The following is an 18975-nucleotide window of genomic DNA, read 5'->3' as shown; positions in this document are numbered from 1 at the left end:
GGACTCGTCCTCGGCGGCCGCCCCGCGGCTGTTGAACCGTATGTGTAGGGGGCGGGCATGGGTTTCTTGGACGGCGTGTGGCGTGGGCGGGCGACGGAGTTCGACTCGGGCAGCGCGGCGACCAACGCGATCGAGCTGACCAAGCGGCACCAACGGGTCTCGCTGAGCAAGCAGGGCGCGGCGACCGGCAATCTGCGCATCAACCTGTCCTGGCGGATGCGGACCTCGGACATCGGTGGCCCCGAGCGGGGCGGTCTGCTGCGTCACCCGCTTCGGCTGTTCACGCCCGAGGTCGTGCAGGCGCACACCCAGAGCATGGTCAACGTCGACCTCGACCTGGGCTGCATGTACGAGCTGGCCGACGGCACGAAGGGCGTGGTGCAGCCGCTGGGCAACTTCTTCGGAGAGCTCAACGAGCCGCCGTACATCAAGCTCAGCGGCGACGACCGGTTCGGCTCCGGCTCCGGTGAGACGATCTTCGTCAACCTCGACCACCGGGACGACATCAAACGGCTGCTGATCTTCGTCTACATCTACGACCAGACGCCCGCCTTCGACCGCACGCACGCCCACGTCACGCTCTTCCCCAGCAACGGCCCGCGCATCGAGATCGGCCTCGACGAACGCCACCCGCAGGCCCGCTCCTGCGCGGTCGTCATGGTCGAGAACGTCAAGGGCGAGATAGTGGTCCGCCGCGAGGTGAAGTTCGTCTACGGCTTCCAGGCGGAACTGGACCGCCTGTACGGCTGGGGCCTGCAGTGGGGCCGCGGCTACAAGACAAAGGCCTGACCTGACCGCCGTAGCTGCGGCCAGTCGTTCCTCCCCTGCTCGAAGAGCTTGGGGGAGGCACCTCGTACCGCCGAGTGGCGGGCCAACCCCCGGCCGACCGCAGCCCCGACCGCAGCCCCCGGGCGCCGTGCCGTCCTACGCCTGGCGCCCGATGAACTGCGGCCCCTGCGGCGGCAGCGCGAAGTTCGGGTCCTGCACCTGCACCGGCGCAGCCGTCTGCGGATACCCGTACCCCGACTGCCCGGTGGGCGGCTGCGGATACCCGTACCCCGACCCCTGCTGACTCGTCCCCTGCGGATACCCGTACGCCGGTTGCGTAGCGGCGGTGGCGGCCGCCACGGGCTGCTGCGACGGCTCCGGCGGATACCCGTACGCCGGCTGCCGCGTCACCGGCTGCTCCGGCGGCAGCGGCACCGACACCTCGGGGAAGGCCGGCGCGGACGCCGTACCCGCCGCCGGCGCGGACGCCGTACCCACCGTCGTGCCGGCCGCAGGGACGGAGGCCGTCCCCTCAGCAGGCACCGCCGCCGGCGTCTCCGAGTCGTCCACCGAGATGCCGAAGTCGTTCGCGAGGCCCTTCAGCCCGTTCGAGTAGCCCTCGCCGAGCGCCCGGAACTTCCAGCCGTCGCCCCGCCGGTACAGCTCCCCGCAGATCAGTGCCGTCTCCGCGCCCGTCTCCGGCTTGATGTCGAAGTACGCCAGCGGTTCACCCTCCGCGCCGGACGCGTCGTACAGCAGGATGCGCAGCGCGCTTACGCGGTCGAAGGCGACGTCGTCCGCCGAAGCGACGAGCACGATCCGGCCCACGGCGGGCTCGACACCCGCCAGATCGGCCTGGATCGTGTCCGTCAGTCCGTCCGCTTCCCGCTTCTTGCCGAGCAGTCGGACCTTCCCGGACGGATGCCGGGGCTGGTTGTAGAACACGAAGTCCTCGTCGGAGCGCACACGCCCGTCGAGCCCGAGGAGCAGCGCCGAGGCGTCGACCTCCGGGACGTCCTGTCCCGCGGCCCACCGCAGCACCGCCCGTACCGCCGTGGCCTCGAGCGGTACGTTCGACCCTTTCAGCATCGCGTGCGTCATGCCGTCATCCTGCCCTCTCGGTCCTGCTCACGACAACGCGGGGTGGACCCCGCGGCACCGCATCGATGGACCACCGACACAGCCGAGTTACCTGAACTTCATGCCCGGGGGGAACCTCCGACATGGATTTGTACGTACTATTACCGGCCACTTCATTTCGGGCAGTCCAGCACCGCGGGGGAGACTTATGCGTCATTTCGGGCACATCGCCCCTGAGGAGCGTCAGCGCCTCTTCCACCAGGAGCCGGTCGTCTTCACCGCCGACTCCCCGGCCCGCGTGCTCGCGGCGGCCCTCGGCGCCACCCTGTACAGCCCCGCGACCCGGCCGAGCCTGGCCGACGACGTGGTCAAGCAGGCGGGCCGCGGGGTCGTGTCCATGGTGCTGTGCCTGGAGGACTCCATAGACGACGCGGACGTCGTGGACGCCGAGGAGAACCTGGTCCGGCAGTTCACCGACCTCGCCGCCAGGCCGGACGCCGAGCTGCCGCTGCTCTTCATCCGTGTCCGCCTCCCGGAGCAGATCCCGGACCTGGTCGCCCGGCTCGGCCCGGCCGTCCGGCTGCTGTCCGGGTTCGTGCTGCCGAAGTTCACCGAGGAGCGGGGCGTCCCGTTCCTGGAGGCGCTGACCGCGGCCGAGTCGGCGAGCGGGCACCGGCTGTTCGCCATGCCCGTCCTGGAGTCCCCCGACCTGCTCTACCTGGAGACGCGCCGGGAGACCCTCGACGGAATCTTCCGCACGGTCGACAAGTGGCGCGACCGCGTCCTCGCGCTGCGTCTCGGCGTGACCGACTTCTGCTCCTCGTACGGCCTGCGCCGGGCGCCCGACATGACCGCGTACGACGTCCAGATCGTCGCCTCGGTGATCGCCGACGTCGTCAACGTGCTCGGGCGCGCCGACGGCACCGGTTTCACGGTGACCGGGCCGGTGTGGGAGTACTTCCGGGCCCAGGAGCGCATGTTCAAGCCACAGCTGCGCCGCAGCCCCTTCCTGGAGGGCCAGGTCGAGGAGCTGCGCGAGGCGCTCATCGAGCACGACATGGACGGGCTGCTGCGTGAGATCTCCCTCGACCGTGCCAACGGCCTGCTCGGCAAGACCTGCATCCACCCCTCGCACGTGATGCCCGTGCACGCGCTGTCGGTGGTCAGCCACGAGGAGTTCAGCGACGCGCAGGACATCCTGCGGCCCGAGCGCCTCGGCGGGGGCGTTCTGCGCTCCGCGTACACGAACAAGATGAACGAGGTGAAGCCGCATCGCGCCTGGGCCGAGCGCACCCTCCAGCGCGCCGAGGTCTTCGGCGTCGCGAACGAGGACATCGGCTTCGTGGAACTGCTGGCCGCCGGGCTGCCCGGCTGAGTGCCCGGGCCGCCCCCTCACCGTACTGACGACAAGGAATCGATGAAGAACGTGGTCTGGTCCGGGACATGGGTCGCCGAGCGGCTCGGGGTCGAGTTCGCCGGCGACGAGCGGCTGACCGATCTGCTGGGGCTCGCGCTGCGGCGCAACCCCAAGCGGGCGCACCTGCTCGTCTCCAATGTGCTGGGCAAGCACGTCCCGCAGTCCCCGTCCGTCGTCTACGGCCACGGGTTCGCGCTCGGCCGCCGGGTGCGGGACCTGCTGGGCGCCGACGAGTCCGGCCGCGCGATCGTCCTCGGGTATGCCGAGACGGCCACCGGCCTCGGCCACTCGGTCGCGGACGGCCTCGGTCTCGCGCCCTATCTGCACTCCACCCGCCGCCCGGTCGAGGGCGTCGCGCGGGCGGGCGGCTTCGAGGAGTCCCACTCCCACGCCACCTCGCACCTGCTGCTCCCGGAGGACCCGGCGCTGCTGGTGGGCGACGGCCCGATGGTCCTGGTCGACGACGAGTTCTCCACCGGCAACACGGTGATGAACACGATCCGCGACCTCCACGAGCGCTACCCGCGGAATCGTTACGTCGTCGTCGCGCTGGTCGACATGCGCTCGGCCGCCGACCTGGGACGCCTGGAGGAGTTCGCGCGGGAGATCGGCGCCCGGATCGACCTGGTGGCGGCCGCCGCGGGGAGCGTACGGCTGCCGGAGGGCGTCCTGGAGAAGGGGCAGGCGCTGGTCGCCCGGCACGAGTCGGCCGTACCGGTCCGCGAGCCCTACGGGACGATCACGCGCGTCGCGCTCGGCTGGCCCCGCGGCCTGCCCGACGGCGGGCGGCACGGCTTCACCCCCGAGCACCGCGTCCGGCTGGAGGGCGCGCTGCCCGCGATGGCCGCACGGCTCGCCGACGCGATACCCGAGGACGCCCGGCGCGTGCTGGTGCTCGGCTTCGAGGAGCTGATGTACGCGCCGCTGCGACTCGCCCGGGAGCTGGAGCAGGTCGTGCCCTGCGAGGTCCGCTACTCCACGACCACCCGCTCGCCCGTCCTCGCGATCGACGACCCCGGCTACGCGATACGCAGCCGGATCGTCTTCCCCGCCCATGACGCCCCCGACGACGGCCCCGGCGAGCGCTACGCCTACAACGTCGCGGACGCCGGTTTCGACGCCGTCGTCGCGGTCGTGGACTCCGTGGCCGACACCCCCGAACTGCACGCGCCCGGCGGCCTGCTCGACCGGCTCGCCGCCCACACCCCGCACGTTCTGCTCGCGGTCGTCCCGTCGTACGTTCCCGCGCCCCTGTACGTCCCCGAAAGGCCCGCCATGCTGCCCGAGCCCCTCCGCGGCCCCGCCTTCTCCTCGTACGCGCCCGACGAGGTCGGCTGGCTGCTTCAGGACCTGTCGGACGTCACCCTGGAGGCGCCGACGGAGGAGCGCGAGGAGGCGATCCAGAGCGGCGGCGCGCACTACGCCGAGTCGCTGCCGGTGGAGTACCAGCCGAGCGAGCAGTACCAGGAGCTGTTCCACACGGCCCTGGAGGCCTCGGCCACGCGGCTCGCGCAGGCGGTCGGCGTGGTCACCGAGACCGTCCTCGCCGAGCGGTCCCCCCGCCCCGTCCTGGTGTCCCTCGCCCGCGCCGGCACCCCCGTCGGCGTTCTGATGCGCCGCTGGGCCCAGCACCGGCACGGTCTCGACCTGCCGCACTACGCCGTCTCGATCGTGCGCGGCCGCGGCATCGACGCCAACGCGCTGCGCTACCTCGCCGACCGGTACGACCCCTCCGACGTCGTCTTCGTCGACGGCTGGACCGGCAAGGGCGCCATCACCCGCGAACTGGCCGAGGCCATCAGGGAGTTCGAGGCCTCCGACGGCGTCACCGGCTTCGACCCGGAGATAGCGGTGCTCGCCGACCCGGGCTCGTGCGTGCGGACGTACGGCACCCGGGAGGACTTCCTCATCCCGTCCGCCTGCCTCAACTCGACGGTCTCCGGACTGATCTCACGGACGGTGCTGCGCGCCGACCTGGTCGGTCCGTACGACTACCACGGCGGGAAGTTCTACCGGGAACTCGCCGGCGCGGATGTGTCGGTGGCCTTCCTCGACGCCGTCTCCGCCCGCTTCGCCGAGGTGGAGGAAGCGGCCTGTGCCCAGGCCAAGGAACTGCTCTCCGGCGACCGCACACCGACCTGGGAGGGCTGGGCGGCGGTGGAACGCATCAGCGAGGAGTACGGCATCCACGACGTGAACCTCGTCAAGCCGGGCGTCGGCGAGACCACCCGGGTGCTGCTGCGCCGAGTGCCCTGGAAGATCCTCGCCAGGGCCGGGGCGGGCGCCGACCTCGACCATGTGCGCCTGCTGGCCGAGCAGCGCGGAGTGCCCGTCGAGGAGGTCGACCACCTCCCGTACACCTGCGTGGGGCTGATCCACCCCAAGTACACGCGGGGCGCCACCGGCGCCGACGGCAAGGCGGTGGCCGTATGAGCCCCGTGCTGGTCGCCAGCGACCTGGACCGTACGCTGATCTACTCGTCGGCGGCCCTCGCCCTGACCATGCCGGACGCGCGGGCACCCCGGCTGCTGTGCGTGGAGGTGCACGAGAGCAGGCCGCTGTCGTACATGACTGAGACCGCGGCCGGGCTGCTCACCGACCTCGGCGACCGGGCCGTGTTCGTGCCGACCACGACCCGCACCCGCAAGCAGTACCAGCGCATCAACCTGCCCGGACCCACCCCGCCGTACGCGATCTGCGCGAACGGCGGCCATCTGCTCGTCGACGGCGTCCCCGACCTCGACTGGCACGCGGCGGTGCTCGCCCGGCTCGCCGACGAGTGCGCGCCGCTGGCCGAGGTGCGGGAGCATCTGGCGGCCACCGCGGATCCGGCGTGGGTGCGCAAGCACCGGGTCGCCGAGGACCTCTTCGCCTACCTCGTCGTCGAGCGCGAGCTGCTGCCCGAGGAGTGGGTCAAGGAACTGGCCGCGTGGGCGGAGAACCGCGGCTGGACGGTGTCGCTCCAGGGCCGCAAGATCTACGCCGTGCCCCAGCCGCTGACCAAGAGCGCGGCCGTGCGTGAGGTCGCCCGGCGCACCGGTGCCGTGCTCACGCTCGCCGCCGGGGACTCGCTGCTCGACGCGGACCTGCTGCTTGCCGCGGACCGCGGCTGGCGCCCGGGCCACGGCGAACTGGCCGACACCGACTGGACGGCACCCGGCATCGGCGCCCTGCCGGAGCGGGGCGTGGTGGCCGGGGAGCGGATCCTGCGGGAGTTCCTGAAGGCGGCGCGGGAGGTGTAGCCGACGCCCGGGGTTCCCACAGCGACGAGGGCTACGGTGGAGGGAAGCGAGGAGCACTCAAGGCCTCGGGGGCCGAGTCCGAGGAGCCGAAAACAGGAGGGGCCGGGTGGCCAAGGGGAACGGGACGCCGCTGACGGACGAGCTGTACGCGTACATGCTCGGCCACAACCCGCCGCTGGACCCCGTGCAGCGGATGCTCGTCGAGGTCACGCACACGGAGCTGCCGCTGGTGGCGGGCAAGCAGGTCGCCGAGGAGCAGGGGCCGTTGCTGGCCTTTCTGGTGCGGCTGACCGGGGCGCGCCGGATCGTCGAGGTCGGGACCTTCACCGGGCTGTCCGCGCTGTCCATGGCGCAGGCGCTGCCGCCGGACGGGACGCTTCTGACGTGTGACGTCTCCGAGGAATGGACGGAGCACGCACGGCACGCGTGGGCGAAGGCGGGCGTGGCCGACCGGGTCGAGCTGAGGATCGCGCCCGCGATCGAGACGCTGCGGGGGCTGCCGGCCGAGCCGCACATCGACATGGTGTTCATCGACGCGGACAAGGACAACTACGTCGCGTACTGGGACGAATTGGTGCCGCGCATGCGGCCCGGGGGCCTGCTCGTGGTGGACAACGTCTTCTTCCACGGCGGTGTGACGGACCCCGACGCCACCGGGTTCGCCGCCGCGATCAAGGACTTCAACGAGCATGTGAAGGCGGACGACCGGGTGGACAGCGTGATGCTGTCGGTGGCGGACGGACTGACCCTGGCGCGGCGCCGCTGACCGGGCCGGAACCCCGGCCGCCGGCTCAGCCGCAGCAGCCCCCGCCGCAGCAGCCGCCCCCTCCGCCGCCCGCCCGCGGGGCCGGAGCCGGGGCGGACGTCGTACCGCCCACCGCGACCGTCGACAGGAGCTTCACCGTGTCGTCGTGCCCCGACGGGCAGGACGCGGGGGCGGAGGACTCCGCCATCGGACGGCTCAATTCGAACGTGTCGCCGCAGGTGCGGCAGCGGTACTCATAGCGAGGCATGCACACAGATTAATGGGCGACACCCCGCGAACACAGGACTTCCGGGGCGTGACGGGCCTCTGTGACCCCCACAACATCTCCTCAAGATCTCCTCAATATTCTCTCCCTCATCAAGTTCTCTCCGGTTCGGGGCGAAGAGATCACAAAGGTCGCTGATAATTTATGGAAGCCGCGATGAGCCGCATGGTCGGGGAGGGGGGCTCGCTGCCGCATGAGCGGCCGCTGCATCTACCCGCGCGCGCAATTCGGAGTGCGGAGGGAGACGCAGTCGTGACCGAGGCATGGCATCGCACAGATGGCCGGCGCCCCCTGGGCCGCCCGTACACCGGGGGCCACCGTGGCTAGGGAGGACGAGGGTCGTTCACACCGCCGCCGCGTGACGCCGAAACGATCCTGGCCTCGTCGCGCCGACGGAGATGCCCGGGCCGAGGCGTCCTCGGAGGCGGACATACCGCTGCCCCCGGACGAGACCATGCAGTTGAAGGTCCCGCCGCCGCCGGAGCGGAAGGCGACCCTGCCGCCGGACGAGACCATGCAGTTGAAGGTCCCGCCGCCGCCCGCGCGGGGGAGGACCCTGCCGCCGGACGAGACCATGCAGTTGAAGGTCCCGCCGCCGCCGGAGCGGGGGAGGGCCCTCCCGCCGGACGAGACCATGCAGTTGCGGGTGCTCCCGCCGGAGGCCTCCGGTTCACCAAGCGCCCGGCACAAGACGGAGGCGCCCTCCGCTCTCACTCGTGTCACCGCGTACCTCGAGCCGTACACGCGCAGGCTCGCGCCGTACGCCCAGCGGCTCGCACCGTACGCCCGCAGGCTCAGGCCGGTGTACCCGCGGCCGGGCCGCGCCGGCTGGCGACGCTGGGTGCCCTCCTGGCGGCAGTCGGTGGGCGCCGTGCTGACGTCCATCGGTCTGAGTAGCGTGTTCCTGGTCATCGCGTACGCCGCCACGGACATACCGGACAACCTGAATTCGTACGCCACCCAGCAGGACAACGTCTACTTCTGGTCCGACGGCACGCCCATGGCCCGCACCGGCTGGGTGCAGCGGCAGGCGATGCCGCTGAAGGACATACCCGAGGACGTCCGTTGGGCGGTGCTGGCGGCGGAGAACGCGAGTTTCTACTCCGACCCGGGCATATCCGTCAGCGGCATAGGCCGCGCCCTGTGGCGCACGGTCGGCGAGGGCGACACCCAGGGCGGATCCACGATCACGCAGCAATATGTGAAGAACGTCTATCTGAACCAGAACCGGTCGGTGGGCCGTAAGTTCACCGAGGCGATGATCGCCCTCAAGCTCGACAACAGAATGAGCAAGGACAAGATCCTTGAGGGATATCTCAACACCAGCTGGTTCGGCCGCGGCACTTACGGCATCCAGCGCGCCTCCCAGGCTTACTACGGCAAGGACGTGAGCAAGCTCAACGCGGGTGAGGCCGCCGTCCTCGCCTCCCTGCTGAAGGGCGCGGGCCTCTTCGACCCCACCCTGAGCAAGGCGAACCACGCGCGGGCCGTGGAGCGCTGGTCCTGGATCCTCGACCGGATGGTGGACATCGGCAAGCTGTCGAAGTCCGAGCGGGCCAAGTACAAGAAGTTCCCCGAGCCGCTCAAGCAGAACCCGCTCTACGACACCGGTGAGCAGAGCGACTACCTGGTGGAACTGGCGTCGCAGTACGCCAAGAAGGCCGCGCACCTCTCGGACCAGGACTTCGACCTGGGCGGCTTCCAGATCTACACGACCTTCGACCGCAAGCGGGAGGAGGCGCTCACCGACGCCGTGACCAAGGCCCGCAAGGCGGCGCTGAAGGACGACCCCAAGACGGCGAAGACCGCGCACTACGGCGCCGCCTCGGTGAGCGACGACGGCCGGATCCTCGCCGTGTACGGCGGTCCGGACCACCGTAAGCAGGGCTACAACGAGTCCAACGCCACCACCGTCCCGGCCGGTACGGCGTTCCTCCCGTTCGTCTACGCCGCCGGTCTGGAGCACGGCGTCCACAAGACCCGGAGCGGGTCCGCGACCCCGGTGACCCCGCAGTCGGTCTACGACGGCAACGACGCCGTCCCCGTCACCACGCCCGAAGGACCGTACTGGGACCGCAACGGCGACCAGGTCGCCGCCCACAACGACGGCAACAAGAACTGGGGGCACATCACGCTGGACCAGGCGCTCGCCAACTCCGTGAACACGCCGTTCATGCAACTCGGCATGGACACCGGCCTGGACAAGGTGCGCGCGACGGCGGTGGCGGCCGGGCTGCTCTCCTCCAGCATGGGGCCGCAGGTGCCCGCGCTGTCCATGGGCAGCTCCACACCCAGCGCGATCCGGATGGCCAGCGGATACGCCACGTTCGCCGCGGACGGGCAGCACACCGAGCCGTACTCGGTGCGGCGCATCACCCGCAACGGCTCCACCGTCGCCATGCCGACGCCCGAGGCGAGCCGCGCGGTCGGCTCCGAGGTGGCCGGCGCGGTCACCAAGGCGCTCACGAAATCCTTCGCCCTCGCCCATCCGGGCGCGGCCTCCGCCACCGCGCAGGTGGCCGGGAAGGCGGGAACCACGGAGAAGGACACCGCGTCCTGGTATGTCGGCACGGCCACGTCCGTATCGACGGCGGTCGTCGTCTACCGCATCGACCTGACCAAGAGCCTCGAACCACTGCCGCTCAAGGGAATCGCCGGCACTGCCGCGAACAGCGTCCCGTACGGCATCTGGTCGAGCGCCGTGAGTCCGCTCGGCTGACGCCGGCGACCGAGACACAGCATGTGACCACCCCCCTCCTCGCAGAACGAGCCGCCCATGACAACGAGTTCCGGCCGCCGCCGCCGCCGCGCCCGCCCCGCCCGCACCAAACGTTGGAACAGCCGCGAGGGTTTCGTGACCCTGGCGGCCCTCCTCGCCGTCGCGTCCGTGACCGTGACCTTCCTGGTGGCCCGCGAGGACAGCAACGCGGCGACCGCGTCCGCCAGTGCGGGCAAGAGCGACGGCAAGAGCGATACCGCCAAGGCGACCAAGGAACCCCCGTGGGACGGCAAGACGAAGGTCCTCGGTGACGGCTCCACCTCGTACACCGGCCCGCAGAAGGGCCAGTTGAAGGCCGAGCCGCTCAAACCGGGCGAGAAGCCGCCCCAGTTCGTCGTCTTCTCCTGGGACGGCGCCCTCCAGGGGGACGACCAGCTCTTCTCGCACTACCGGGAGTTGGCCAAGGAGTACAACGCCCACATGACGTTCTTCCTCACGGGCATCTACCTGCTGCCCAAGAGCAAGAAGGACCTCTACCACGGGCCGCAGCACAAGGCGGGCGAGGCCGCGATCGACTACCCCACCGACGAGCACATCCGCACCACGCTGGAACAGCTGCGCGAGGCGTACAACGAGGGCAACGAGATAGGCACCCACTTCAACGGCCACTTCTGCGACGCCAAGGGTGGCGGGGACTGGAGCGTCGACGAGTGGAAGAGCGAGATCGACCAGTTCTTCTCGCTCGTCGAGAACTGGAAGACCAACACGGGCTTCAAGGACATCGCCCCGCTGCCCTTCGACTTCAGGAAGGAGGTCGCCGGCGGCCGCGCGCCCTGCCTGGAGGGCCAGCCGAACCTGCTGAAGGCCATCAAGAGCTACGGCTGGAGCTATGACGCCAGCAACCCGGGCGACTTCCAGATATGGCCGAAGAAGAAGAACGGCATCTGGGACTTCCCGCTGCAACTGCTCCCGTTCAACGGCAAGCATCAGGCCGTGTCGATGGACTTCAACATGCTCTACAACCAGACCGGAGGCGAGGTCAGCGGCGACCCGTCGAAGTACCCCGAGTGGGAGCAGCAGGCCGTCCAGGCCTACATGAACGGCTTCAACCGCGTGTACTACGGCAGCAGGGCGCCGTTGTTCATCGGCAACCACTTCGAGAACTGGAACGGCGGCATCTACATGAAGGCCATCGACCAGGTGGTGAAGAACGTGTGCACCAAGAAGGGGGTCAGGTGCGTGTCCTTCAAGGAACTGGCCGACTGGCTCGACGTGCAGAAGCCCGAGACGCTGGAGCGGTTGCGCACCCTGGACCCCGCGCAGTCTCCGGCCGACTGGTCGGCCGTGGTGAACTGACGACCGGCGACCGGTGAACCGACCACTACGAACGGTGGTTGACGACCGGCCACCCATGTTCCCCGATGCTCTTGTACCACCCCCTTCACAGAAGGCACACACGTCGTGCGAAGATGCCGTCTCCCGGTATCCGAGTACCGGCGTAGAGGGGAATCATCGTTGAAATCAAGGAAATTGAGCCGTAGCCGGCGCCGCGCGACCATAGTCACGGCGGCGGCCGCCTCTGTCGTCGCGGGCGCGGTCCTGCTGCCCAACTGGAACGCCGGCGCGGCCGTCATCGACGACCCGACGGTGGACGCGCAGACCAAGGCCACCTTCCAGCGCCTGGCGGACGCGGTCTTCACCGACCGCACGGACGCCCTGGTGAGCGGAGGGCAGAGCAATCGTGAGAAGCCGCTGACCGACGGCTTCTCCGGCGACGTCAAGCTGTCCTCCGGCACGGCCCGCACCGAGGACGCCACCCTGTCCTCGCTGGACCAGCGCAAGGACAAGCTCGCGAAGGCCGGCGAGAAGTACAGCAAGGCCAGCACCACCGTCACCCTGGACGCCACGCGCGTGACGGGCCGTACGGCCAAGGCCGCGGTCACCGAGACCACGACCCTGACCTACGACAACGTCCGCGGCGACGCGCCGAAGACCACCGGGTTCCAGGCCCACCACGAGCTGACCTTCAAGGCCGACAAGCAGGGCAACTGGCAGCTGACGAAGATCCGCGACACCGACGCGGGCCTCGCGGTCAACACGCTGTCCAAGCCGTCCGTCAAGGCGCCGACCACCGCCGACGACAACATGCCGAACGCCCCGCGCGCGGCGACCACGCCCAACCCGGCCGCGAAGCCCAAGACTCTCACCGGTACCGCCCTGGACTACAAGGCCATGGCGACCTACGCGGAGAAGTACTGGAACAACTACAACACGGCCTACCCGAACTACAACGGGCACGGCGCCGGCGGCGACTGCACCAACTTCGTCAGCCAGTCCCTGAAGGCGGGCGGCTGGAAGCACGTTCCGGGCTACGTGTACGACTACACCAAGTGGTTCGGCAACTCCGACATCCAGTCGGACTCCTTCGTCGGCGTCAACGAGTGGTCCTGGTTCGCCCAGAACTCCAAGCGGACGACTCCCCTCGCCAACGTCTACCAGCTCGAGGTCGGCGACGTCCTCCAGATGGACTTCGACCGGGACGGGTCCAAGGACCACACGATGATCGTCACGGCCAAGAGCAACGGCATCCCGTACGTGACCTACCACTCCAACAACACGCTCCGCCGGTCGGTGGCGAGCCTCGTCGCGGCGTACCCGAACGCGTACTACTACGCCTACCGCACCTGACGTACCCCTGGGCCGGGGGCCGGCCTCAGTGGCCGGCTCCCCGCTCCTCCCTGATCTGCGAGACCACCCGCGCCACCGTCTGCCGCACGGCTTCCGTCTCCGTGAGGAAATGCCAGTAGTCGGGGTGGCGGCCCTCCAGCGAGGCGATCGCACGGTCGAGCCGGGCGACGGATTCGTCGAGCGGTCGGGCGTGCCGCGGGTCGGGCGTCGTACGCCCCGTCATGGCCAGCCGTTGTGCGTCCCGGATCGCGAACCGCGTCCGCTCGATCTCCTGCTGCGGATCCTTCTGCACGGCGTTCAGCCGCTTCAGACGCTCACCGGCCGCCGACACGGCCTCGTCCGTCGTGTTCAGCAGCGCCCGTACGGTCGACAGCAGCGAGGTCGCGTCCGGCCAGCGCTGCGCGTCGCGCGCGGCCTGCGCCTCCCTCAGCTTCAGCTCGGCCTGCCGTACGCTCTCGGCGGCCTGCTCCGGCACGTGCTGGAGGTCCTGCCAGCAGGCGGCCGCGAACCGGCGCCGCAGCTCGCTCAGGACGGGCTCGACCTGCCCGGCACGGGTGGTGAGCGCCTGCGCCCGGGTGCGCAGGGAGACGAGCCGGTGGTCGATCTCGGCGGCCCGCGCCGGCAGCCGCTCGGCCTCCGCACGCACGGCCTCGGCCTCCCGGGCCACCCGCTCGGCGCGCTCCAGGGTCTGCGCCACGCCGTGTTGCCCCGCGCCCTGGTTGAGCCTGGTCAGCTCGGGGGCGAGGGCGGCCAGCCGGGCGGCCAGGTCGTCGGCCTTGAGCCCTGAGTCCCGGACGGCATCCAGGGCGTTGCTGGCGGCGAGCAGGGCCTGCCGGGCGCGTTCCACGGCGGGGGCGAGCCGGGCGAGCTGGGTCTCGGCCTTGCCGAGCAGCGGCCCGAGGCTCTCGCCGAAACGATCCAGCTGCTGTTTGGCGCGGGTGAGTTCGTCCTTGGCGGAAACGAGTTGCGCGCGGGCGCGGGAGGCCGCGGAGGCTTCGAGATCGACCCGGTCGAGGTCGTGTGCGTCAACGGCGTCGATGTAGCTGCGGCTCACCGCGTCGATGAGCCGCCCGAGTTCCTCGAAATCAGCGATCGCGCGGCGGGCGGCGGGGGAGTCGTCGACGGCGGCGATGGTCTCGATCGAGATCCTCAGCTCGCGCTGGGCGGTGTCGAGCTCGTAGAACGCGGCCGCGGCGGCGTCCTTGGCGGCCTGCGCCTCGGCCCGCTGCCCCTCGGCCCGCCCCCCGAACCACCGCCGCGTCCCGCCTCCGGCGAACGCCGCGGGGAGAACCAGGGCGGCGACGAGGGGGAGGACGAGGAGGGCGAGGGCGTCACGGGCGGCGGTGGCGCGCCGGAGGCCGACGGGGGCGGGACGCCGGACGCGGCCGGGGGACAGCCCGGCTCCGTCCGCCGAGGACGGTGCGCTCGCGGGACCGGGTCGGCAGCTCGGTTGATGGTGGTGCGCGCATGGCGCAAACGGCGGGTACGGCTGCGGTGGTGTCGCCGTCACATCCCTCTCCCGTGCTGTCATTCGCCCTGCCCGGTGTCATTCTCCCACCGGTTGAGGACGAACACACGGGGCGAGCGGTTCGCGGTTCGCGGGCGCCCTATCCCGCCGTCCGCACCGTGACCGACCCGTCCCTCGTCCGTGCGTCCACCACATGGGAGCTGTTCGAGCCCCTGGGGACGGACACATGGACCGAACCGTCGGCGGAGTGGGCGCTCACGCGGTAGGTGTCGTGCGGCAGCACGATCGTGACCGAGCCGTCGTGGCTGCTCGACTCCACCAGGTCGGGCACGACCCCTAGCTCCAGGTGGACGGAGCCGTCCTGCGTGGTGGCGTGCACGCGCCGCGAGCCCACCCCCGTCGCCCGGATCGACCCGTCATCGCTGCTCAGCGTCAGCGGCCCCGTCGAATCGGTCACCCGCACCGAACCGTCCTGGGTGTGAATGCTCAGCGCCTCCTCGAAGCCCTGCGCCCGCACGCTCCCGTCGTCCTCCTCGACCTTGACGGCGACCCCGCGCGGAACCTCGATCCGATGCCTGGCCGAGCAGTCCGCGACCTGAGGCCTTGAAGCCGGCCGTGACCTTGAAGCCGGAAAGCTGAAGTGTCCTTCGAACGTACGCGTGCACGGCCCGGGGGAGGATCCGGTGCGCTCCCGGATCAGGGGTTGGGAACTGCTCGCGGTGGAGCGTGCGTAAGTGCTCTTTAGCTCGAATGAGTGATGAGGGTGTCGATGGCTTGCGGGGGCTGCTGCGGTGCCGGGTAGTGTCGCTGGTGCGATCTGGGACGCCGAGCGCGGTGTCAGCGTGCGGGGCCCCTGCTCCACCAGAGAGATGGTTCAGGGCCTCCCCGTCGCCTCTGGCCGCGTTCACCTGGCCAGGTCGTGAGGGACTCCGCCCTTCCGGGACTGGACCACGGACAGGATTCGTGTCGCCGTCCGGTTGCGAAAGCGGACGACCAGTGCGCCCAGAACCGTTCGGGGCGTGCCGGTGGACGGACTCACTCCCGCTCACTGCCAAGGAACGGTGGGGTTATCCCCAGCACTGGCCCTCCTGGCTGCACAGGTTTGCAGGACACACCCCCGGGCAATGTAGGCTGTCGACTCGTCTCGGGTGCGTAGCTCAGGGGTAGAGCGCCTGCCTTACAAGCAGGATGTCGGCGGTTCGAAACCGTCCGCGCCCACCAGGATGGACAGCAGGTCAGAGGCCTCCCGGGGATCGCCCCGGGAGGCCTCTCCTGTGCCCGGGGGCGTTCCTGGTGTGCTGTTCGGCGTTCACTCGTTCTCGTGCTCGTGCTTCAAGCGCATCCGCGTGGCCACCTTGTCCTCGGTCGCCACCTCCGCCCAGAAGCGGTGGCAGGAGATGAACACCGCGAGCTCCCGCTCGCGCTGCCGGAGCTTTTCCACCTCGGCCTGTTCGTCCTCGGTCCAGCCCGGGGAGGCGGGGCGCTCCACCTTGCGCCAGCCGTTGTCGTCGCTGAAGCCGTCCAGCGGTTCCACCGACCAGGGAAGCCGCTTCAGCAGGGTCAGGAGCTCTGCCCGGACCTGATGCAGCTCCTCCTGACCGGCGAGGAGGTCACTCGGAAAGTCATAGGTCGCAGCCACGCCGCAATGCTACGCCTGTTCGATTTTCTGGTGCGAGCCGCTTCCTCCGCTTCACTCGAACGGTTGTCTGATCTTGTGGATTGTTGACGGGTGCACGCGCTGACCTGGCCCGCGGCTACCGTTGAGCGCCGTGACCCTCGATGATCTGCGTGTCTTCGTCGCCGTCTGCCGCGCCGGCAGCTTGAGCGCCGTCGCCCGGGAGCTGGGCTGCACCCAGTCGGCCGTCAGCCAGCACGTACGACGGCTGGAACGCGAGGTGGGGGTCGGACTGGTGGAGCGGCAGTCCCGCGGGGTCGTGCCCACCCGGGCCGGGCGGGTGCTCCAGCAGGCCGCCGCGGAGGGGATCTCCGGGCTGGACCTGGCGCTGCGCAGGCTCGCGGAGATCGCCCGCGGGGACGGCGGCGTCGTACGGATCGCCACCGGAAGCGTCACCGTGCGGCACTTCATGGCCGCCGCGGTCGCCGAGTTCCGGCGGCGGCATCCTCGGGTCAGCCTGGAGTTCCGGACCGAGAGCTCCAGCCGGCGCTGCTTCGACGCCTTGCGGGAGCCCGGCCTCGACCTGGCCTGGGTGACCCTCGGGGCGCCCGTGCGCGGAGTCGAGCAGCGGCCCGTCGTCCAGCTGCCCTGGGTGCTCGCGGTCCCCGCCGACGACGAACTCGCCGGACGGGAGCGGGTCGAGGCCGCCGACCTGGCCGGGCTGCGGCTCGTCGGTCTGCCCGAGGGCTCCAGCTCGCGCCACCGACTCGAAGCCGCCTACGCCGAGTTGGGGATACCGGCCGCCGCCTCCGACACCAGCGTCGCCGACTGGGACACCGCCATCCTCCTCGCCGAACTGGGCGTCGGCCATGCCGTCGTCCCCGATCTGCCCGGCTGGCGCGCCCACGGCCGGCCCGGGCTGCGGTTCATACCCGTCCCCGAACTGCCGCCGCTCGCCGTCGGCTGGGCCGTACGCCGCTGGGACACCCTGTCCCCGTCCGCCCGCGCCTTCGCCGACACCGTCACCCGGCACAACACCGGGCCATGAAAGCTCAGGAACCCAGGAACGACCAGCCCAGCTCCCGCACGAGCCGCGTCGCCACCGGCACTGCCACCCCGTGCCGCTCCGCCGCACGCAGCAACGCCCCGCCGATCGCGTCGAGTTCGAGCGGGCGGCCCGCTTCCGCGTCGCGCTGCATCGACGACCTCATCTCCGGCGGGAAGGAGTCGTAGCGGGCGAGTGCCGCCGCCGCGTCCGTGGCCGCTCCGCACGCCCGGCCGACCGCCGCCGTCTCCTCCACCAGGGACACCAACTCCTCGCGGTGGCGGGTGCGGACCTCGCCGAGCGGCACGCCGTACCGCGTCGTCAGCAGCGCGAGCGGCGCGAGGAACGCCATCTTCGCCCACAGGGCCGCCGCCTCCCCGTCCAGCACACGGACCTGTACGCCCGCCCACTCCAGGGCCCCGGCGAGCCGGTCGAGGCGGCCGCGCGCCACGGCGTCCCCGGTCAGGTCGACCTCCACGAACGGACTGCCGTGCTCGATCACCCCGGGCGCGATCCGCGTCGACTCGACGCGGATGACGGCGGGCGCCACCCGCTCGACGCCGTAGCGCTCGCGCAGGGCGGCCGGGTGTTCCACGCCGTTCAGCAGGGGTACGACCAGCGCGTCCTCGGCCAGTGCCTTCGCCGGTACGCGCTCCAGCGCGGCGTCGAGCGCGGTGTGCTTCACCGCGACGAGCACGATGTCGGCCGTCTCGCGCAGTTCCGTGTCCGCCTCGACCCGCGCCGTGAACTCTCCGAACCGCTCACCGCGGACGAGGATGCCCTGCTCGCGCAGCGTCCGCGCGGTCTCGTCCCCCGCCAGACAGATCACCCGGTGTCCGGCCCGGGCCAGCAGTGCGGCGAGCAGACCGCCGACCCCGCCCGGACCCAGCACCGCCACCGTGAGGTCGCCGTTCGCCATGTCCCGTCCCCGATCCTCGCGTCGGGCCCCCGGTCCGAGGACCCCCGGCGATGATCACAAGGGGCGCGGAGTCCAGTCAATCCTCGGGGGAACTTGCCGACCCCCAAGGAAATCCTTCAAGGAAGTGCTCAAGTGAAGTGCTCAAGGAAGTGCTTCAAGGAAGTGCTTCAAGGAAGTGCTTCAAGGAAGTGCTTCAAGGAGATGCCTCTACAGCCGTACCGAGGCCCCCGGCTCCAACAGGTGCAGACGGTCCGCCAGGCCCGCCTCCGCGAACGCCTTCGTCAGCGTCGCGCCGTCCTGGGTGAAGTGCGCCCAGTGCTCGAAGTGCAGCGGGACCACATGACGGGCGCCGAGGATCCGCGCCGCCTCGGCCGCCGCCCCGCTCGTCAGCGTCAGCGGGGCGTCCGGCACGAGCGGGGTGCGGGCGGCGCCCGCGAACAGGACGGCCACGTCGACCGGGCCGAGCCGGCCCGCGATCGTACGGACCACGTCGAGGGAGGCGTTGTCGCCGCTGACGTACACCGTGGGCAGCCCCTCGCCGGACAGGACGAACCCGGTGACCTCGCCGACGAGCGGCTCGCTGCCCTCCGGGCCGTGGAGCGCGGGCACGGCCGTCACGCGCAGCACCCCGCCGGTCGGGCGCGGCAGATCCACGTGCTCCCAGGACGGCAGGGCCCGCACGGGGGCGCCGACACGGTCGTACGCCGAGGCCGTGGACAGGGTCAGCGGGACCTCGGCGAGGTAGCCGCGGCCCGCCGTGTCGAGGTTGTCCGGGTGCTGGTCGTGGGAGAGCAGTACGGCGTCGACCGGGGCGATCTCCGTCGCCGAAAGCGCGGGGCCGGCCGTCTTGACCAGGCTGCGCGAGCCGATGGGGTACTCGCCCGGGGCGTCGAAGGTCGGGTCCGTGAGCAGACGAACGCCGCCCAGCTCGATGACGGCGGTGGGGCCGCCCACGTAGAGGATGTCCACAGTGGTCATGCCCT

The 18975-nt window shown here is 70.8% G+C and carries 16 protein-coding genes and 1 tRNA gene; 10 read left to right on the top strand and 7 right to left on the bottom strand.

What is annotated here, in order from left to right:
• Positions 1-57 precede the first annotated feature (57 nt).
• Positions 58-789, top strand: coding sequence for a TerD family protein (locus Q2K21_RS28065; protein ID WP_310776321.1), 732 nt, complete (start codon positions 58-60; stop codon positions 787-789).
• A 135-nt stretch (positions 790-924) separates the two neighbouring features.
• Here the strand turns inward: Q2K21_RS28065 and Q2K21_RS28060 are convergent, their stop codons facing one another.
• On the bottom strand, positions 925-1869 hold the full coding sequence (locus tag Q2K21_RS28060) for a TerD family protein (protein WP_310776319.1): 945 nt from the start codon (positions 1867-1869) through the stop codon (positions 925-927).
• Between the two features lie 187 nt (positions 1870-2056).
• Between Q2K21_RS28060 and Q2K21_RS28055 the strand changes: the two genes are divergently transcribed.
• The 4 genes from Q2K21_RS28055 to Q2K21_RS28040 all read left to right on the top strand — a co-directional run bounded on the left by Q2K21_RS28055 (position 2057) and on the right by Q2K21_RS28040 (position 7273).
• A complete protein-coding gene (locus tag Q2K21_RS28055; RefSeq protein ID WP_310776317.1) occupies positions 2057-3223 on the top strand; it encodes an HpcH/HpaI aldolase/citrate lyase family protein in 1167 nt (388 codons plus the stop codon).
• 42 nt (positions 3224-3265) lie between these two features.
• The gene (locus Q2K21_RS28050; protein ID WP_310776315.1) at positions 3266-5698 is read left to right on the top strand and encodes a phosphoribosyltransferase; all 2433 of its coding nucleotides are present in this window, start codon (positions 3266-3268) and stop codon (positions 5696-5698) included.
• Complete coding sequence (locus Q2K21_RS28045) at positions 5695-6507, top strand: HAD family hydrolase (protein ID WP_310776313.1); 813 nt, start codon at positions 5695-5697, stop codon at positions 6505-6507. Before Q2K21_RS28050 ends, Q2K21_RS28045 begins: the two co-directional genes overlap by 4 nt.
• A 106-nt stretch (positions 6508-6613) precedes the next feature.
• A complete protein-coding gene (locus Q2K21_RS28040; protein WP_310776311.1) occupies positions 6614-7273 on the top strand; it encodes an O-methyltransferase in 660 nt (219 codons plus the stop codon).
• 25 nt (positions 7274-7298) lie between these two features.
• Here Q2K21_RS28040 and Q2K21_RS28035 read toward each other — a convergent pair whose 3' ends face one another.
• The gene (locus tag Q2K21_RS28035; RefSeq protein ID WP_310776309.1) at positions 7299-7520 is read right to left on the bottom strand and encodes an FmdB family zinc ribbon protein; all 222 of its coding nucleotides are present in this window, start codon (positions 7518-7520) and stop codon (positions 7299-7301) included.
• A gap of 532 nt (positions 7521-8052) precedes the next feature.
• On the opposite strand from Q2K21_RS28035, the gene Q2K21_RS28030 reads away from it, so the two are divergent.
• The 3 genes from Q2K21_RS28030 (at position 8053) to Q2K21_RS28020 (ending at position 12945) form a co-directional block, all read left to right on the top strand.
• The gene (locus Q2K21_RS28030; RefSeq protein WP_310781285.1) at positions 8053-10257 is read left to right on the top strand and encodes a transglycosylase domain-containing protein; all 2205 of its coding nucleotides are present in this window, start codon (positions 8053-8055) and stop codon (positions 10255-10257) included.
• Between the two features lie 57 nt (positions 10258-10314).
• On the top strand, positions 10315-11613 hold the full coding sequence (locus tag Q2K21_RS28025; RefSeq protein ID WP_310776308.1) for a polysaccharide deacetylase family protein: 1299 nt from the start codon (positions 10315-10317) through the stop codon (positions 11611-11613).
• Between the two features lie 174 nt (positions 11614-11787).
• Positions 11788-12945, top strand: a complete 1158-nt coding sequence (locus tag Q2K21_RS28020) for an amidase domain-containing protein (protein WP_310776306.1) — start codon at positions 11788-11790, stop codon at positions 12943-12945.
• Between the two features lie 25 nt (positions 12946-12970).
• Here the strand turns inward: Q2K21_RS28020 and Q2K21_RS28015 are convergent, their stop codons facing one another.
• Both Q2K21_RS28015 and Q2K21_RS28010 read right to left on the bottom strand, forming a co-directional pair.
• The gene (locus tag Q2K21_RS28015; RefSeq protein WP_386276133.1) at positions 12971-14455 is read right to left on the bottom strand and encodes a coiled-coil domain-containing protein; all 1485 of its coding nucleotides are present in this window, start codon (positions 14453-14455) and stop codon (positions 12971-12973) included.
• Between the two features lie 97 nt (positions 14456-14552).
• Positions 14553-15275 carry a DUF4097 family beta strand repeat-containing protein gene (locus Q2K21_RS28010; protein WP_310776302.1) on the bottom strand — a complete coding sequence of 241 codons (723 nt, stop codon included), beginning with the start codon at positions 15273-15275 and terminating at the stop codon, positions 14553-14555.
• A 284-nt stretch (positions 15276-15559) separates the two neighbouring features.
• Here Q2K21_RS28010 and Q2K21_RS28005 point away from each other — a divergent pair.
• Positions 15560-15634, top strand: a tRNA-Val gene (locus Q2K21_RS28005).
• An 88-nt stretch (positions 15635-15722) separates the two neighbouring features.
• Here the strand turns inward: Q2K21_RS28005 and Q2K21_RS28000 are convergent.
• Positions 15723-16052 (bottom strand): hypothetical protein, encoded by a 330-nt coding sequence (locus Q2K21_RS28000; protein ID WP_310776300.1) that lies wholly within the window; start codon positions 16050-16052, stop codon positions 15723-15725.
• Between the two features lie 130 nt (positions 16053-16182).
• Here Q2K21_RS28000 and Q2K21_RS27995 point away from each other — a divergent pair, with 130 nt between their 5' ends.
• Entirely contained in the window at positions 16183-17076 is an 894-nt protein-coding gene (locus Q2K21_RS27995; protein WP_310776298.1) for a LysR family transcriptional regulator, read from the top strand.
• 4 nt (positions 17077-17080) lie between these two features.
• Here the strand turns inward: Q2K21_RS27995 and Q2K21_RS27990 are convergent, their stop codons facing one another.
• The gene (locus Q2K21_RS27990; protein WP_310776296.1) at positions 17081-17992 is read right to left on the bottom strand and encodes a ketopantoate reductase family protein; all 912 of its coding nucleotides are present in this window, start codon (positions 17990-17992) and stop codon (positions 17081-17083) included.
• 207 nt (positions 17993-18199) lie between these two features.
• The gene (locus Q2K21_RS27985; RefSeq protein ID WP_310776294.1) at positions 18200-18970 is read right to left on the bottom strand and encodes an MBL fold metallo-hydrolase; all 771 of its coding nucleotides are present in this window, start codon (positions 18968-18970) and stop codon (positions 18200-18202) included.
• Between the last annotated feature and the right edge of the window lie 5 nt (positions 18971-18975).

It is taken from the genome of Streptomyces sp. CGMCC 4.7035 (genome assembly GCF_031583065.1).
GTDB lineage: Bacteria > Actinomycetota > Actinomycetes > Streptomycetales > Streptomycetaceae > Streptomyces > Streptomyces yaanensis.
Note: the sequence above shows the minus strand (reverse complement) of the source record. Positions and strands in the feature narration are given on the sequence as shown.

Excerpts from the sequence above, each read along its gene's own strand:
- Q2K21_RS28065 (WP_310776321.1), top strand. The coding sequence starts at position 58 with ATGGGTTTCTTGGACGGCGTGTGGCGTGGGCGGGCGACGGAGTTCGAC.
- Q2K21_RS28060 (WP_310776319.1), bottom strand. The coding sequence starts at position 1,869 with ATGACGCACGCGATGCTGAAAGGGTCGAACGTACCGCTCGAGGCCACG.
- Q2K21_RS28055 (WP_310776317.1), top strand. The coding sequence starts at position 2,057 with ATGCGTCATTTCGGGCACATCGCCCCTGAGGAGCGTCAGCGCCTCTTC.
- Q2K21_RS28050 (WP_310776315.1), top strand. The coding sequence starts at position 3,266 with ATGAAGAACGTGGTCTGGTCCGGGACATGGGTCGCCGAGCGGCTCGGG.
- Q2K21_RS28045 (WP_310776313.1), top strand. The coding sequence starts at position 5,695 with ATGAGCCCCGTGCTGGTCGCCAGCGACCTGGACCGTACGCTGATCTAC.
- Q2K21_RS28035 (WP_310776309.1), bottom strand. The coding sequence starts at position 7,520 with ATGCCTCGCTATGAGTACCGCTGCCGCACCTGCGGCGACACGTTCGAA.
- Q2K21_RS28030 (WP_310781285.1), top strand. The coding sequence starts at position 8,053 with ATGCAGTTGAAGGTCCCGCCGCCGCCCGCGCGGGGGAGGACCCTGCCG.
- Q2K21_RS28025 (WP_310776308.1), top strand. The coding sequence starts at position 10,315 with ATGACAACGAGTTCCGGCCGCCGCCGCCGCCGCGCCCGCCCCGCCCGC.
- Q2K21_RS27990 (WP_310776296.1), bottom strand. The coding sequence starts at position 17,992 with ATGGCGAACGGCGACCTCACGGTGGCGGTGCTGGGTCCGGGCGGGGTC.
- Q2K21_RS27985 (WP_310776294.1), bottom strand. The coding sequence starts at position 18,970 with ATGACCACTGTGGACATCCTCTACGTGGGCGGCCCCACCGCCGTCATC.